Origin of the sequence: Variovorax sp. 770b2 (genome assembly GCF_900115685.1) — a bacterium.
In the GTDB taxonomy this organism is placed as follows: Bacteria; Pseudomonadota; Gammaproteobacteria; order Burkholderiales; family Burkholderiaceae_C; genus Variovorax.
Genome location: NZ_FOXJ01000002.1, coordinates 178650 through 193626, shown reverse-complemented (window position 1 = coordinate 193626; position 14977 = coordinate 178650). Strand labels below are relative to the sequence as shown.

10 protein-coding genes and 1 pseudogene are annotated in these 14977 nt (G+C 66.3%); 4 read left to right on the top strand and 7 right to left on the bottom strand.

Features of this window, described 5'->3' with window-relative positions; genetic code table 11:
• Positions 1-20: 20 nt before the first annotated feature.
• The 6 genes and pseudogenes from BM133_RS16500 to BM133_RS16485 form a co-directional block, all read right to left on the bottom strand.
• Positions 21-6365: a YadA-like family protein gene (locus tag BM133_RS16500; protein ID WP_256219233.1), complete on the bottom strand. Its 6345-nt coding sequence runs from the start codon at positions 6363-6365 to the stop codon at positions 21-23.
• A gap of 36 nt (positions 6366-6401) precedes the next feature.
• Positions 6402-7670 (bottom strand): annotated as a pseudogene (locus BM133_RS35760) (ESPR-type extended signal peptide-containing protein); the annotation flags it as partial.
• Between the two features lie 127 nt (positions 7671-7797).
• On the bottom strand, positions 7798-8628 hold the full coding sequence (locus BM133_RS16495) for a winged helix-turn-helix domain-containing protein (RefSeq protein WP_093435728.1): 831 nt from the start codon (positions 8626-8628) through the stop codon (positions 7798-7800).
• A 69-nt stretch (positions 8629-8697) separates the two neighbouring features.
• Complete coding sequence (locus tag BM133_RS34660; protein ID WP_143100143.1) at positions 8698-8931, bottom strand: hypothetical protein; 234 nt, start codon at positions 8929-8931, stop codon at positions 8698-8700.
• 269 nt (positions 8932-9200) lie between these two features.
• Positions 9201-9929: a Crp/Fnr family transcriptional regulator gene (locus tag BM133_RS16490; RefSeq protein ID WP_143100142.1), complete on the bottom strand. Its 729-nt coding sequence runs from the start codon at positions 9927-9929 to the stop codon at positions 9201-9203.
• On the bottom strand, positions 9926-10675 hold the full coding sequence (locus BM133_RS16485) for a Crp/Fnr family transcriptional regulator (protein ID WP_177224855.1): 750 nt from the start codon (positions 10673-10675) through the stop codon (positions 9926-9928). Before BM133_RS16485 ends, BM133_RS16490 begins: the two co-directional genes overlap by 4 nt.
• A gap of 480 nt (positions 10676-11155) precedes the next feature.
• On the opposite strand from BM133_RS16485, the gene BM133_RS16480 reads away from it, so the two are divergent.
• The 3 genes from BM133_RS16480 to BM133_RS16470 all read left to right on the top strand — a co-directional run bounded on the left by BM133_RS16480 (position 11156) and on the right by BM133_RS16470 (position 13684).
• A complete protein-coding gene (locus BM133_RS16480; RefSeq protein ID WP_093435720.1) occupies positions 11156-11680 on the top strand; it encodes a hypothetical protein in 525 nt (174 codons plus the stop codon).
• A gap of 122 nt (positions 11681-11802) precedes the next feature.
• The gene (locus tag BM133_RS16475) at positions 11803-12294 is read left to right on the top strand and encodes a hypothetical protein (RefSeq protein WP_093435716.1); all 492 of its coding nucleotides are present in this window, start codon (positions 11803-11805) and stop codon (positions 12292-12294) included.
• Positions 12295-12436: 142 nt separating this feature from the next.
• Positions 12437-13684 (top strand): metallophosphoesterase, encoded by a 1248-nt coding sequence (locus BM133_RS16470; RefSeq protein WP_093435713.1) that lies wholly within the window; start codon positions 12437-12439, stop codon positions 13682-13684.
• Positions 13685-13702: 18 nt separating this feature from the next.
• Here BM133_RS16470 and BM133_RS16465 read toward each other — a convergent pair whose 3' ends face one another.
• Entirely contained in the window at positions 13703-14200 is a 498-nt protein-coding gene (locus BM133_RS16465; protein WP_093435710.1) for a polyhydroxyalkanoate granule-associated phasin, read from the bottom strand.
• A gap of 199 nt (positions 14201-14399) precedes the next feature.
• On the opposite strand from BM133_RS16465, the gene BM133_RS16460 reads away from it, so the two are divergent.
• Positions 14400-14975 (top strand): acyloxyacyl hydrolase, encoded by a 576-nt coding sequence (locus tag BM133_RS16460; protein WP_093435708.1) that lies wholly within the window; start codon positions 14400-14402, stop codon positions 14973-14975.
• Positions 14976-14977: the final 2 nt, after the last annotated feature.

Genomic DNA, 14977 nt, shown 5'->3' with positions numbered 1-14977 from the left:
TTGTGCGTCGTGTGGGCCGATCAATCCCAGACACCGCTGATGCCGGCGCGCACGCCGACGGTGCCGGCCGATGTCGCAGTCACCCCGCCGCTCACGCTCCAGCGGCCGCTTTCGGCCGTCTTGCGCAGCGACGCGCCCACGGCTGTCTGCCCCTGGTAGTGCCCCATGCCGGCTGCGTACGAGACCTTGCCCGCCACGTAGGGCGCGCTCTCCAGCGCCATCGCAGCGGCCGTGCCGGCGTACGACTTCTTCTCGATGTCCTTCATCGCGCTGCCCAGCTGGTTGACGCGTGCGTCGGTGTAGTTCATCGACGCGGCGGCGGCGCTGTTGAGCTGGTTCACGTTGACCGCATCGTTCCCCAGCACCCCCGGCGCCACGTTGGAAATGCGCGTGCCGTCGGGCGCCTGCCCGTTGCCCATCGTGATCTGCCCGTAGTTGACGGTGCCGTTCGCGTTGGTGTCGTACTGCACGCTGCCGGCCTTGACCGCGCTGGCCGAGGCCTTCAACTGCGCCACGTTGGCCGCGTCGCTGTCGGCCGTGCCCGCAGCCACGCCGGTGATCTGGCGGAACTGGCCGTTGCCTGCATCTCCCACGGACACGGCGCCCTGCGTGCCCTTGGTCGCCCGCACGGCCGACGCCTGCGGTGCGGCTGCGCCTTCGGGCACATAGCCGGCCACGCCCGCCGCCGTCGAGGCGACCGAGCCCGCGCCCAGCGCCACGCCGCCTGTCTGCTGCACCACCGCGTTGAAGCCGATGGCCGTACCGCTGGCCGAGGTGGCCTGCGCGCCCGCGCCCAGGGCGACGGACGAAGCACCACTGGCCACCGCCTGCGGGCCCACGGCCACCGCATCGGTTCCGCTGGCCGTCGCGTCAGTCAACGTCGAGTTGGTGCGGAAGTACTTGATGCCCCCGCCGTTGATCGCGTTGTTGACCGTGGTGAGGTTGTCGTTCACCGAGCCCAGCGCGCCGCCCACGTTGTCGTAGGTGTTGCCCTGGACGGTGTAGCTCGGTCCCTTGCCTTCCTTCAGGTTCGCGCCGCCGCCCAGGTAGTTCGACACGGCCGTGTTCGTGGCATCGAGCTGCGCGCCGTTGACCGCATCGGTCGACTTGTCGTTGACCGCGCCTTGTGCCACGTTGGTGAGCCTCGTGCCGCCGGTCTTGCCGCCGTCCGTGGAGGTTGTGCCGCCCATCGTCGCCGCAATCTTGTCGGCACCGTCGTACCGGACCGCGTTGCTCGGCGTGCCCACCGCTTCCTTCAGCTGGCCCAGGTTGACGGCATCGCCGTCGCCCGTGCCGTTGGCCACGTTGGTCACGCGCTGCGCCGCGCCGGGGTTGGCGGCCGTTCCATCCTTGCCCACCAGCACCAGTTCGTCGGTGTTGCCGGTGCGCTGGAGCGGGCCGACCTTGCCATCGTTGATGGTGGTGGTCAGGTTCTTCAGGTCATCGCCCAGGTTGGTGACGTTCTGGTTCGTGGTGTTCAGCTGGCCGCCGTTGACCGCGTCCTTCGAGCCCGCGGCCAGGTTGCCGTCGGCGACGTTGCCCAGCTTCACGGGGTCGGTCGATGGCGTCTTGCCGTCTGCGCCCATGCCGCCCAGCGTGATGCTGGACTTGCCCGGCGTGCCGTCCGCGCCCTTGTCGTACTGCACCGAGTTGCCCGCCTTCGTGCCGGCCGCCGCGACCGCTTCGCTGACCGCATGCAGCTGGCTGCCGTTGACCGCGTCGGTCGACGTGCTGGACAACTCGCCGTTCTTCACGTTGGTGAGCTGCTGGGGAGCGCCGGGGGCAGCGCCCGTGGCGCCGGGAGCCACCAGTGCGAGCTGGTCACGATTGCCGGTTTGCCGGACCGGACCGACCGCGCCGTTGGTGACCGCGGTGCCGAGGTTGTCGAGCGCCCCCTGCACCGTCGTCGCGGTGCCGCCACCGATCGTGGTGAAGGTCGAGGGCGTGTAGAGGCCGCCGATATAGGTGCCGCCAAGCACGTTGGCGATGCCGGTGCCCAGCGTGTTCAGCTGCCCGCCGTTGATCGCGTCCTTCGAGTCGACGGCCACATTGCCGTCGGCCACGTTGGTCAGCTTCACGGCTGCAGTGGCCGGCGTGCCGTCTGCCTTGAGGTCACCCAGCGTGACCGTGCTCCGGCCCGGCGTGCCGTCCGCGTTCTTGTCGTATTGAACTGCGTTGAATGCTTTCTCGCTGGCGACAGTGGCCAGTATGTTGACCTTGTTCAACTGGCTTCCGTTGACCGCGTCCTTCGACGAGGCGGACAGCTCGCCATCCTGCACGTTGGTCAGCACCTGTGCGTTGCCAGGCGCAGCGCCGGTCGCGCCCGACGCCACCAGCGTCAGCCGATCGGTCTTGCCCGGGACCGTCTGCACCGGGCCGATGGCGCCGTTGCGGATGTTGTCGCCCAGGTTGGTGACGTTCTGGTTCGTGGTGTTCAGCTGGCCGCCGTTGACCGCGTCCTTCGAGTCCACGGCCACCTCGCCGTCGGCCACGTTGGCCAGCTTCACGGGTGCCGTCGCCGGCGTGCCGTCGGCGTTCGTGCCGCCGAGCGTCACCGCGCTCTTGCCCGGCGTGCCGTCCGCGTTCTTGTCGTACTGCACGGCGTTGGCAGCCTTGGCTTCCACTGCTTTCACCTGGTCCACGTTGGCCGCATCGGTGCCGTTCGTACCTGCACCGACGTTGGTGATTGGCTTGCCGCCTGCGTCGATGCCGGCCGTGGTCACGCTCGGGCCCGCCTTGCCGTCTGCGCCGGTGGTCGTCAGGCCGTTGGCGCCCAGCGTCGTGCTGGCACCGGGGTTGCCCGGCGTGCCGTCCGTCGTCAGGGTCACCGACTCGAAGGTCGGCGTCTTCGACACATCCACCTTGATCTGGTTGCCGCTGCGTGAGACCGTCGTGTTGCTGCCGTTGACGAAGTCCACTGCGCCACCCGGTGCAATGTTCAGCGGCGAGGCTTCACCGTTGGCGCTGAGGTTCCAGCCCTTGTTGGCCGTCTCGCGAACCGCGTTCAACTGGCCACCGTTGACCGCGTCCTTCGAGCCCGCAGCCACGTTGCCGTCGGCCACGTTGCCCAGCTTCACGGGGGTCGTTGCCGGCGTACCGTCGGCGTTCGTGCCGCCGAGCGTCACCGCGTTCTTGCCAGGCGTGCCGTCCGCTTTCTTGTCGTACTGCACGGCGTTGCCGGCCTTGGCTTCCACTGCTTTCACCTGGTCCACGTTGGCCGCGTCCGTGCCTTTCGTACCGGCACCCACGTTGGTGATCGGCTTGCCGCCTGCGTCGATACCGGCCGTGGTCACACTCGGCCCCGCCTTGCCGTCTGCGCCGGTGGTCGTCAGGCCGTTGGCGCCCAGCGTCGCGCTGGCACCAGGGTTACCCGGTGTCCCGTTGGTTGCGGTCACCGTCTCGAAGACCGGCGTCTTCGACACGTCCACCTTGATCTGGTTGCCGGTGCGCGAGACCGTCGTGTTGCTGCCGTTGACGAAGTCCACTGCGCCACCCGGTGCAATGTTCAGCGGCGAGGCTTCACCGTTGGCGCTGAGGTTCCAGCCCTTGTTGGCCGTCGCGCTCACCGTATCGAGCTGGCCGCGGTTGACCGCGTCGTTCGGGGCCGTGCCATCGGCGACATTGGCCACCTTCACAGGCGCCGTGGCCGGCGTGCCGCCCAGCGTCACCGCGCTCTTGCCTGGCGTGCCGTCAGCGTTCTTGTCGTACTGCACGGCGCTGCCGGCAAGTGCGTCGAGTTGGCCCACGTTGGCCGCGTCGGTCGGCGCCTTGCCTGCAGCCACGTTGCTCAACACCTGTGCGTTGCCAGGTGCGGCACCGGTCGCGCCCGGTGCCACCAGCGTCAGTTGGTTGGTCTTGCCAGGGACAGCCTGCACCGGGCCGATCGTGCCCGCCGCAATGTTGTCGCCCAGCTTCGTGATGTTCTGGTTCGTGGTGTTCAGCTGGCCGCCGTTGACCGCGTCCTTCGAACCCGCACCCACATTGCCGTCGGCCACGTTGGCCAGCTTCACTGGCGCCGTCGCTGGCGTGCCGTCGGTGTTCGTGCCGCCCAAGGTCACGCCCGACTTGCCCGGCGTGCCGTCGGCGTTCCTGTCGTACTGCACGGCGTTGTCGGCCTTGGCTTGCGCCGCCTTCACCTGGTCCACGTTGGCCGCGTCCGTGCCGTTCGTGCCGGCACCCACATTGGTGATCGGCTTGCCGCCTGCGTCGATCCCCGCCGTGGTCACGCTCGGTCCCGCCTTGCCATCCGCTCCGGTGGTCGTCAGGCCGTTGGCGCCCAGCGTCGTGCTGGTGCTTCCGGGCGTTCCAGGCGTTCCGTTTGCCACGGTCACCGTGTCGAAGACCGGCGTCTTCGACACGTCCACCTTGATCTGGTTACCGGTGCGCGTGACCGTCGTGTTGCGGCCGTCGATGAAGTCAACGGTGCCGCCAAGCGCAATGTTCTGCGGCGAGGCTTCGCCGTTGGCGCTGAGATTCCAGCCCTTGTTCGCCGTCGCGCTCACCGTGTCGAGTTGGCCGCGATTGACCGCGTCGTTCGGCGCCGTGCCGTCGGCTACGTTGCCCAGCACCTGTGCGTTGCCAGGTGCGGCGCCGGTCGCGCCCGGTGCCACCAGCGTCAGTTGGTCGGTCTTGGCAGGGACAGCCTGCACCGGGCCGATTGCGCCCGCCGCAATGTTGTCGCCAAGCTTGGTGATGGTTTCGTTCGTGGTGTTCAGCTGGCCGCCGTTGACCGCATCCTTCGACCCTGCAGCCACGTTGCCATCAGCAACGTTGCCCAGCTTCACGGGCGCCGTTGCCCGCGTGCCGTCGGCGTTGAGGCCGCCCAGCGTGATGCGCTCCTTGCCTGGCGCTCCATTCTTCGCGTCGTACTGCACCGCGTTGTCAGCCTTGGCTTGCACCGCCTTCACCTGATCCACGTTGGCCGCATCGGTGCCGTTCGTACCTGCACCGACATTGGCAACTGGCTTGCCGCCCGCGTCGATGCCGGCCGTGGTCACGCTCGGGCCCGCCTTGCCGTCCGCTCCGGTGGTCGTCAGGCCGTTGGCGCCCAGCGTCGCGCTGGCACCGGAGTTGCCCGGCGTGCCGTCCGTCGTCAGGGTCACCGACTCGAAGGTCGGCGTCTTCGACACGTCCACCTTGATCTGGTTACCCGTGCGCGACACGGCCGTGTTGCTGCCGTTGATGAAATCCACTGCACCACCCGGCGCAATGTTCAGCGGTGAGGCTTCACCGTTGGCGCTGAGGTTCCAGCCCTTGTTGGCCGTCTCGTTCACCGCGTTCAACTGGCCACCGTTGACGGCATCCTTGGAGCCTGCAGCCATGTTGCCGTCAGCGACGTTGCCCAGCTTCACGGGGGTCGTTGCCGGCGTACCGTCTGCGTTCGTGCCGCCGAGCGTCACCGCGTTCTTGCCAGGCGTGCCGTCCGCGTTCTTGTCGTACTGCACGGCGCTGCCGGCAAGTGCGTTGAGTTGACTCACGTTGGCGGCGTCGGTCGGCGCCTTGCCTGCAGCCACGTTGCTCAACACCTGTGCGTTGCCAGGTGCGGCACCGCTCGCGCCCGGTGCCACCAGCGTCAGTTGGTTGGTCTTGCCAGGAACAGCCTGCACCAGGCCGATCGTGCCCGCCGCAATGCTGTCGCCCAGCTTCGTGATGTTCTGGTTCGTGGTGTTCAGTTGGCCGCCGTTGACCGCGTCCTTCGAACCCGCACCCACATTGCCGTCCGCCACGTTGGTCAGCTTCATGGGTGCAGTGGCCGGCGTGCCGTCTGCCTTGAGGTCACCCAGCGTGACCGTGCTCCTGCCTGGCGTGCCGTCCGCGTTCTTGTCGTATTGAACTGCGTTGAATGCTTTCTCGCTGGCGACAGTGGCCAATGTGTTGACCCTGTTCAGCTGGCCACCGTTGACCGCGTCCTTCGAGCCTGCAGCCACGTTGCCATCAGCCACGTTGCCCAGCTTCACGGGCGCCGTGGCCGGCGTGCCGCCCAGCGTCACGCTGCCCTTGTTCAGCGTGCCGTCCGCGTTCTTGTCGTACTGCACGGCTGCCGTGGATGCCGCCTGCAGTTGGCTGACATTGACCGCATCGGTGCCGGCGCCGCCAGCAGCCACGTTGGTGACCCGGCGTTCGCTGCCGCTCGACCCCACGGAGACCTCGCCGGCCGGCGTGGCGCCCGCAATGGCGGCGCCCTTGAAGGGCGTGTGGGCCGCGGTGGACTGAAGGGCGCCAAGCGTGGCCGAGGTCTTGCTCGACGAGCCCAGTGCAACGCTGTCGTCGTAGATCGCGTTGGCACCGGTACCCAGCGCCGTGGCGCGAGCACCGGAAGCAGTGGCCTCGTGGCCCAGCGCTGCGCCGAGGTCACCCGTTGCCAAAGCGCCAGAGCCGACGGCAACAGAGCGATCCCCGCTGGCTACGCTGGAAGTTCCCTGAGCGATCGAGTTGACACCGCTGGCCGTGGCCGAGTTGCCCATCGCCATGGAATCGACGCCGCTGGCATTGCTTGCGTTGCCAATTGCAACGGCTTGGCTTGCCGTTGCGGCCGTCTCGGCGCGTTCGCCGATCGCAATCGAATTGAGTCCCCTCGCTTTGCTGGCGTCGCCCACGGCAATGGCATTGGCGTCCGACGCGACGGCGTTGGCGCCTATGCCGATGGCATTCGCTCCGGATACTGCTGCGCCGTCACCCTGCGCGATGCCGAAGGCGCCGCTCGTCGTTGCCCCACGGCCAACGGCAATGCCGGATGTGGCCGCTTCAGCAACGCTGGACTGACCTCCGATGGCGATTGCATCCGCCGCAGCGGCGGATGCGCCTGATGCGGTATTGGCGCCAAGCGCGGTCGCGCCGGCCCCGCTCGCCTGCGATTTCCAACCGAGCGCCGTGGCTTTTACGGCGGAAGCCTCGGATCGGTCGCCGATGGCAACCGAACTCACGCCCGAAGCATTCGCGTCGTTGCCCATGGCAATGGCGTTCTCGCCAGTCGTCGTCGCGCCGCCGATGGCTGTCGAGAAATTGGCATTCGCAGTCGAAAAGGCGCCAACGGCCGTCGCCATGGCTCCGGATGCCTTTGCCACCGCACCGAAGGCTGAGGCCGATGCGCCTATGGCGTTCGTGGCATAGCCGTTTGCGAGGGCGCCGTTTCCATCTGCATAAGAAATCGTGCCGAATGCGAGGCCACCGCTCCCAAGCGCTGTTGCCTTAAAACCAAACGCCGCTGACGGGCCTTCACTTTCGCCGTGAGCTTTTGCGCGCAAACCCACAGCAATGTCGTTGGCGGACTCGGCCTTTGCACTGGTGCCAAGTGCCATTGCATAGGCCGCGGATGCGTTGGAACCCGCACCCAAAGCTATCGAGCTTCCGGCACTGGCGGTGGCCCCCTCTCCTTGACCTGTGCCACCGCCAATTGCAATGGTGGCCGGCCCACTGGCAACACCGCCACTACCAGCGGGAGCGAATTGAGCAAATGCAGGGAATGAACCCGCGGCTGTGCCCAGGATTGCCAAGGAGATCGCGCCCGCCCATCGTCGGCCACGGCCAAGCGCTCGTTCAGGAGCCACTGCCAGCGGCACCCGCGCCGCATTTCCAGCCTTGCTGCGCTTGCCGCGCCCCTTGGTGACTTCAGAAGCGGCGACCCACGCGCCGAGCGATTCGTTCCAGATGGATTTGTATGACGTGTTCATTGCATTTGCAGCCGTGCTGCGAGAAGAAAAAGGAAAAGGAAAAAGGAAAAGGAGGAAAAGCAATCGACGAGGCGCGTCGCCCCGTCGGCACGTCCGGTGCCGACGCAGGCGCGAGAACCTCGGTGACTCAGTGCGGCGGCGCAGAGCTCGCCTGATCGGGAGGAGCGACGGAATTGGCCGGCCAGCCAACGACGATTCGGGTGGCGGCGTCCAGTTCGGGCCTGGACACCCTGAGCGGGGTGATCGCCAGAAGCTGGTAGCCGCGCCCATAGACCGACTTCAGCGTGAATCCGTTTTCCGGAGAAAGCTGCAGCCTCTTGCGGATATTGGCCACGCAGACGTCGAGCGTTCTCACGCCTTTCGAAGGAAATGGCGTGGCCCACAGCAGGGACCACAGCCGGTTTCGCTCCAGCACGCGGCCCAGGTTGCGAAACAATTCGAGCGCCAATTGGAATTGACGGGGTTGCAAATAAATTTCGGATTCGCGATGCAGAACGGAGCCCTTCGCTTCGTCGAATTTGTAATTGCCAAATGCCGTCTCCTTGATTCTGGAGAATTGAACCTGGTGCGCTTCGCCGTGATGGAGCAGCCGGGAAATGCGTTGATTCAATTCGGCATCCTCGCAATCCTCGAATGCGAAATCGAATAGCGGAGAAACGGGAAACTTTTCGAGCCATTGGGCGCCTTGCTCGAAACCGGATTTCCGTGCGAGCACCAGGACCGGCATGCCGAGCACGCCGCACACCGTCACCAGCTGGTGCCACATCGAAGTGCCGTCTTCGACGATCAGCAAGAGGTCAAACCGCCGGCCACCGCACAGCAGAGACAGGAGCTCCAATGAATCCTCGAACACCACGGGGGCGCCGCCGCCCTCTGCCAGCCGCCCGCACAGTCGAGCGCGCCGGGTGGCAAGACCATCGATCAATGCCACATGGCGTGGCGCCCATTTGCCGTTCATTTTTTAATCTCGAAAATTACCAAGGCCATTTCGGCCCACGTATGAATCAATTGCCCATTCCGAATCAATTCAAATTGCGAAGAATCGTTTGATTTGTGAATGTGTGAAGGCGACTGTAAATAGCACTTGGTCGATCGAGCAGCCGGTCATCTCGCCAAAAGTAACCTTCTTCTCGTTTCCAGCGGTGGGCATTAATAAAGCGCGACAAACATCACACTCCAAATGCATGCGCTGTCTTTTTTTCAGTTCTTTAAAAGTAATTTTTTTCCCATTTCCGCACCGCTTGGCTTTGGCGCGCCCCATCGCACTGCCTCACGCACAGGGGGCAAAGAAAGCGGGAAGAACGCCGGACAGGAAAGTCAGGGCGGTTCGAGGAAGGTGACGGCGCCCGCACCAGCGCGCGTGTCTGGGCGGGGCAAGGCGAGGCGGGCCGCCGGACACCCTGGGACCGGGTGAAGCCGCAATGGGCGGCGGTCGGATCAGTTCACGCCGAGGCGTTGCAACGCGTCCTGGCGCAATTCACACGGATTTGCCGCGTCGCAGGCAGGTGAAGCGCCGGGATGTCCGGCGAGTCAGGCATCGCCATGCAGGCTGCGCAGCGCCTGCAGGTCGAGCACGGTCACGGCGTTGTATTCGGAGCGGACCAGCCCCTGGGCTTCGAGCGCGCGCATTTCCCCGTTGATGGACCGGCGGGTGACTTGCAGCATCGCAGCCAGGTCGTCCTGCGAAAGCCGCAGGCGCAGATTCCGGGTGTCGTCGTCCACGCCATAGATCCTTGCGAGCCGGGAGATCGTCGCTGCAAGCCGCTGGCGCGTGTTGCCGCTCTGAAAGTTCAGGAGCGTGCTGGCAATCGAGCGATGCTGCTTCACGACCACTTTGGCCATCGCCTTCCAGAGGAACGGCGTCGCATCGAGCCGCTCGACAACCAACTGTGCCGACAGGTGCAGTACCGAAGTGCTGTCGTGCGCCTCGTAGGCGTAGATCGCATGCTTCTCGTTGTCCAGCCGTGCCTGGATGCTGGCCACGTTGCCGGGGTTGAATATGAAAACCGGCACGCGGGAATCGTCCGGATAGAGCCGGCTCGCCAGCATGTGTCCCGAGAGCACGAGCAGGACCTCGGGCGCGCCGTCGTCTTCGCGCTTGACCATTTCTCCGCGCTCATAGCGGCCCAGCCGTGCGGTGGGCAGCAGGCCCTCGATGGCGGAAGGCGACCACCCCGCGAAGCTCTCCGCGGCCATCAGTTCGCTCCTGATGAGTCCCTCGTCTGCGGGCGAATGGGGCGGATGGGGCGGATGGGTCACGTCTGCACCTCGTCCTGCCCGGGCTCTTCGACAGCGCCGGCCAGCTTGCGCAGCGCAGGCAGGTCCAGAACGATCAACGTCCCGTACTCGGCACGAATGAGGCCCTGCGCCTCGAACACGCCCAGTTCCCTGTTGAGTGCGCCGCGCGACGCCTGCAGCATGGCGGCCAGGTCCTCCTGCGAAAGACGAAGCCGAAGACTCTTCTGGCTGCTGTCGACGCCATACACCTGCGCGAGCCGTGCGATGGTGGCCGCGAGCCGCCTGCTCAGGTTGCCGGCGAGCTGGTCCACCACCGTCGTGAGCATCTGGCGGTGCTGCTTCAGGAGCATGTGCGCCATGGCTTTCCAGAGAAAGGCTTCGGAGTCGAGTGTCTGGAACACGATGCGCGCGGGCACATGGACGATCACGGCGTCGTCGTTGGCGCGGTAGTCGTAGAGTGCCTCGTCGTCCGGGTTCATCCCCCGCGGGATGCCGATGACCAGGCCCGGGCCGAGAACGGAGATGGGTGCCCGGGAGCCGTCGACTTTCACCCGGCTGACCATCAGATGGCCGGACACCACCGTCAGGATCTCGGGCTCCGTCTGCGCTTCGCTGTGCACCAGGGCGCCGCGCGAATGACGACCCAGGCGCGACGCCGGCAGCAGCCTGTCCAGGAGCGCGGCCGGCCAGGACGAGAAAGCCTCGGTCAGGCCCAGTGCCTGCCGGATCAATGCCAAGTCGGCAGGACTGCTTGTCGGCACGTTCATGACGCCCCTCGTATCACGAGCCAGCTCCCTGGTGCGTGCTTTTTCTTTTGCTGGACGGCAGATGATTGCAGAAATCCGCGGGTCGATGCGACACCCGTTTCCGCAGGCCTGTCGCGTCTGATCGCCGTGGCGCGAGGACATTCGGCTCGCAGATGGATGGCGATATGGAAATGCGTGTGCCATTTCTCGCGACTGTGTTCATGCCCTTTCCTTGATAGCCGGCGCATCCATGCACCGCTGTAGGCGCACCTCATGCACCCTCGCGGCCCGGCCCCCCAACCGTTGCGCCTCAGGGTTTCCGTGAGGTCGGGGTCCGAAAACGCCCACGACGCCCGTCACACTGACGTCATCAGCTATTAAAACAATAGCGTTCAATTCGAATTCGAGCATCGTTCCTCGTAAACGCTATATCTAGCCCGACTCTTGCTAAGCAAAATCCTCCACGGATTTCACGTCATGCAAGATCGAGGACAACAAGCAATGAACCCTACGCGTCTCCGGCGGCCCCTGGCCGCTTTGGTACTGGGCGGTACAGCAGCATTCCTCGGCGCCGTTTTGCCGGCCCACGCTTTCTCGAACCCGCCCATCCAGGTGGCGCAGGGCATCGAGTACATGTGCGGCGGCGCAGTCAAGGGCGAGGCCGAGTTCATGGAAATGGTGGCGCCGCGCTGGGCCGCGACCATCGAACTGGGCGTGAGCGACGGCAAGGGTGCGCAGCTGGCCGGCTTCCCGGCCAAGGCCTCGGTTCAGATCCGCCAGAAATACACCGGCCAGGCGGTGATGGACGTGGAAACCCGGGCGCCCTACATGCTGGCGCGCCTGAACCCAGGCGCCTACGACGTGAACGTCACGCTGGGCGGGCTCACGCTCACCCAGTCGCTGATCGTGATTGCCGGTTCGCCGGCCCGCGCGTCGTTCCTCTGGCCGTCGAATTTCGACATGGCCTCGGTCACGCCGCCGATGCCGCAAACGCAGGCGCTGGCGCAGACCTCCGCCGCCCGCTGAGCATCAGCGGTGACCACCCGGGCTGCGCAGCGCCGCGGCCGGTGGTCAGCCTTTTCTAAGTCGTGCGCCGCACATTGGCGGCGTGGCTTCTCGCCACCACGACCAGGAAAGGATCCAAGACCATGACCTCCCGTTTTTCTTCTTCACGCATGCGGCCGCTGGCGGCTGCCATGTTGTGCGGCGCCGTCCTGCTCGGCGCGCTTTCGTCGGCCCAGGCGGCGGTGAATCCGCCGATCTACATGACGCACGGCGTCGAATACATGAGCGGCGGCATCGGCAGCGATGAAGCGCAGCTGATGGAGACGGTGTCGCCACGCTGGCCCGCGACCTTCGAATTCGCGGTCAAGGACCACAAGGGCAGCGCCGATTTCGCCGCCGGCGTGCACGTCACGGTGCGCGACAGCAGCGGCACCGCGCTGCTGGACAACGTGGTGTCGGGCGGTCCGTTCATGGTGGCGCGGCTGGAGCCGGGCACCTACGAAGTCGAGGCGCGGATCGGCGGCCAGGTGCTCAAGCAGCCGCTGCATGTGCTGCAGGGCGCGGCGGCAAAGGCCGTCTTCGAATGGCCGGCGGGCACCGACATGGCCTCGGCCGGCACGCGCACGGTGCAGTGACGCGGCGGCCCCGGTGGCCGGCGCGGCTCCCGGGGCACCCTGAAGCTGCGAAATCCTGACGGTCGTCAAGCCGCAGCGCCCGCTATCCGGGCGTCGTGCGCTATAGAAAAAATAGCGAAAGCGGCCTCTTCGCGCATCTTGAATGCGCGGCATGCGCCTTGCAGGTGGTGTATCCCGGGCAATGCCCGAACCCATTGCCCCGATGCCGATCCGCCCCCTGAGCGCCCTGACCGCGCTGCTGCACGTCTACATAGCGCTGCGCCTCGTGCCCGCGTTGGCCATGCTCACGCCGGCGTGGCCGCTGGCGCTGGTGCTGCTGGTGGTGTCGGCGTTCACGATCCCGCTGCCTTTCGTCTCGCGCCGCATTGCGCCCGATGCCTCGGTGGGCGAGGTGCTCAAGTGGGTCGGGCTGATCAGCATGGGCTGGTTCTCCTCGATGTTCGTGCTGACGCTGCTGCGCGATGCCGGCCTGCTGCTCACCTGGCTGGCCGGCGCGCTGGGCCTGGCGCAGGCGAACTGGAATGCGCTCTTGCCGTGGAGCGCGCTGGCGGTGCTGGCGATGGCCACGGGCACGTCGCTCGTGGGCTTCCTCAACGCGCGCCGCACGGCGGGCGTAAAGCGCGTGGACATTCCGATCCGCGGGCTGCCGACGGCGCTGGAGGGCTTCACGATCGCGCAGTTGAGCGACATCCACGTCGGCCCGACGATTCGCAGCGCCTATATCCAGCGCATCGTCGATGCGGTCAACCGGCTCGGCGCCGACGCCATCGCGATCACCGGCGACCTGGTGGACGGCACGGTGCCCGAACTGCGCGAGCACATCGCGCCGCTGGCGGGGCTGCGCGCGCGCCACGGCACTTTCGTGGTCACGGGCAACCACGAGTACTACGCAGGCGCCCATGCCTGGATCGACGAGCTGCGCCGGCTCGGCCTGAAGGTGCTGCTCAACGAGCATGTGGTGCTGCAGACGCGCAATGTGCGCGGCGCCCAGACCGATGAGGAACTGTTCGAAAGCGCGCTGGTGCTGGCCGGCGTGACCGACTTCACCGCCGGGCATTTCGACGCGGCGCATGCGAGCGATCCGCACCTGGCGCTGTTCGATGCGCCGCCGCTGGTGCACACGCGCGTGCTGCTGGCGCACCAGCCGCGCAGCGCGGCAGTGGCCGCCGCGGCCGGCTACCAGCTGCAGCTGTCGGGCCACACGCACGGCGGCCAGTTCTTTCCGTGGAACCTGTTCGTGCCGATGCAGCAGCCTTTCACGGCAGGCCTGCACCGGCTGCACGACATGTGGATCTATGTGAGCCGTGGCACCGGCTATTGGGGCCCGCCGAAGCGCTTCGGTGCGCCTTCGGAAATCACGCTGCTGACGCTGGTGCCCGCGCGGACCTGAGCGGCCGCGCTTCTTTTCTCAGGATTGCAGCTGGGCCAGCCGCCGCGCATTCGACGTGGCCGCGGCATGAATGGGCTTGAGCCCTTCGCGGGCGATGCGGGCGGCAACGCCGGAGAGCTGGCTGGCCGTGGTCGCCGTGCGGGTCGCGGTCTGCACGAAGGCATCGCTGCGCGCGGCCGCCTGTGCGGGGGTGACGCTGCCGGCCATCGAGAAAAAGGCCGTCGTGCCCTGGAGCCACTGCTGCAGCGCCTTGTTGGCCAGCGAGAAATGGCTGCTGTGCCACTGCTTGGCCATCGCGATGCCCGATTCGCTCGCCGCGGCGAGCTTCTCGTGCCCCATGAGCTGGAACTCCGCCAGGTCGGCCGCGGTGGGCGTGAGCCCGGCCTTGGCGATGCGCTCGGTCCGCATGCGGATCACCGAGCCGGAGGACAGCAGCATCTCGTTGGTCTTGAAGGCCAGGTCGAGCCACTGCATGAGCGGATTGGCCAGACGGGCGGTGGAACTGAGAGATGACATGTGGGGCCGATGCGTGAGGGAGGAGAACCCACTATAGGCCTCGACCGTTTCGATTGCTGCAGCGCAGCAATATCAATCCGCATTCTTGGTGAACAAGTCCTACCTTCGGATGTGGAAATTACGTGCTGTCTCCACCGCGGGCGCCATGGAAAGTAAATATGCAGACTTTTTCTCACCATCCGCACTGGAGATTCACAACATGAAATCAAATCCTTGCGCGCCCCTCCGGGCCGCCGTGTTCGCAGGCCTTTTCGGCTTGCTGGGCACGGCGGCCCACGCTTTTGCAGACGACACCCGCGGCTTCTATATCGACGGCGGCCACGCACGGCACGGAGAAAGGGGCGACACCAACTCGGTCAGCGTCGGCATGACGGTGCCGTGGTCGATCGGCGAGAGGCCGCAGGGGAGTCCGTTCACCTCGTACCTCGACTTTTTCGTGAGCAACTGGCATGCGCGCGCGCTCGACGACGGCCCGCGCAATTTCGTCCAGATCGGCGCGATCTACACCTTGCGCTATCGCTTCGGCGACGGTGCGTCGCCCTGGTTCGCCGAAGGCGGCGTCGGCGCGACCTTGATGGACCACGTCTATCGCACGCCCGATCGCAGCTTCAGCACGGCCTTCCAGTTCACCGAGGTGCTCGGCATCGGGCGCAGCTTCGGCGACAACGGGGCGCACGAAGTCGCGCTGCGGGTGCAGCATGTCTCGAACGGGGGCATCAAGAAGCCCAATCCGGGCGAGACGTTCCTGCGCCTGCGCTACACCTACCACTTCTAGGA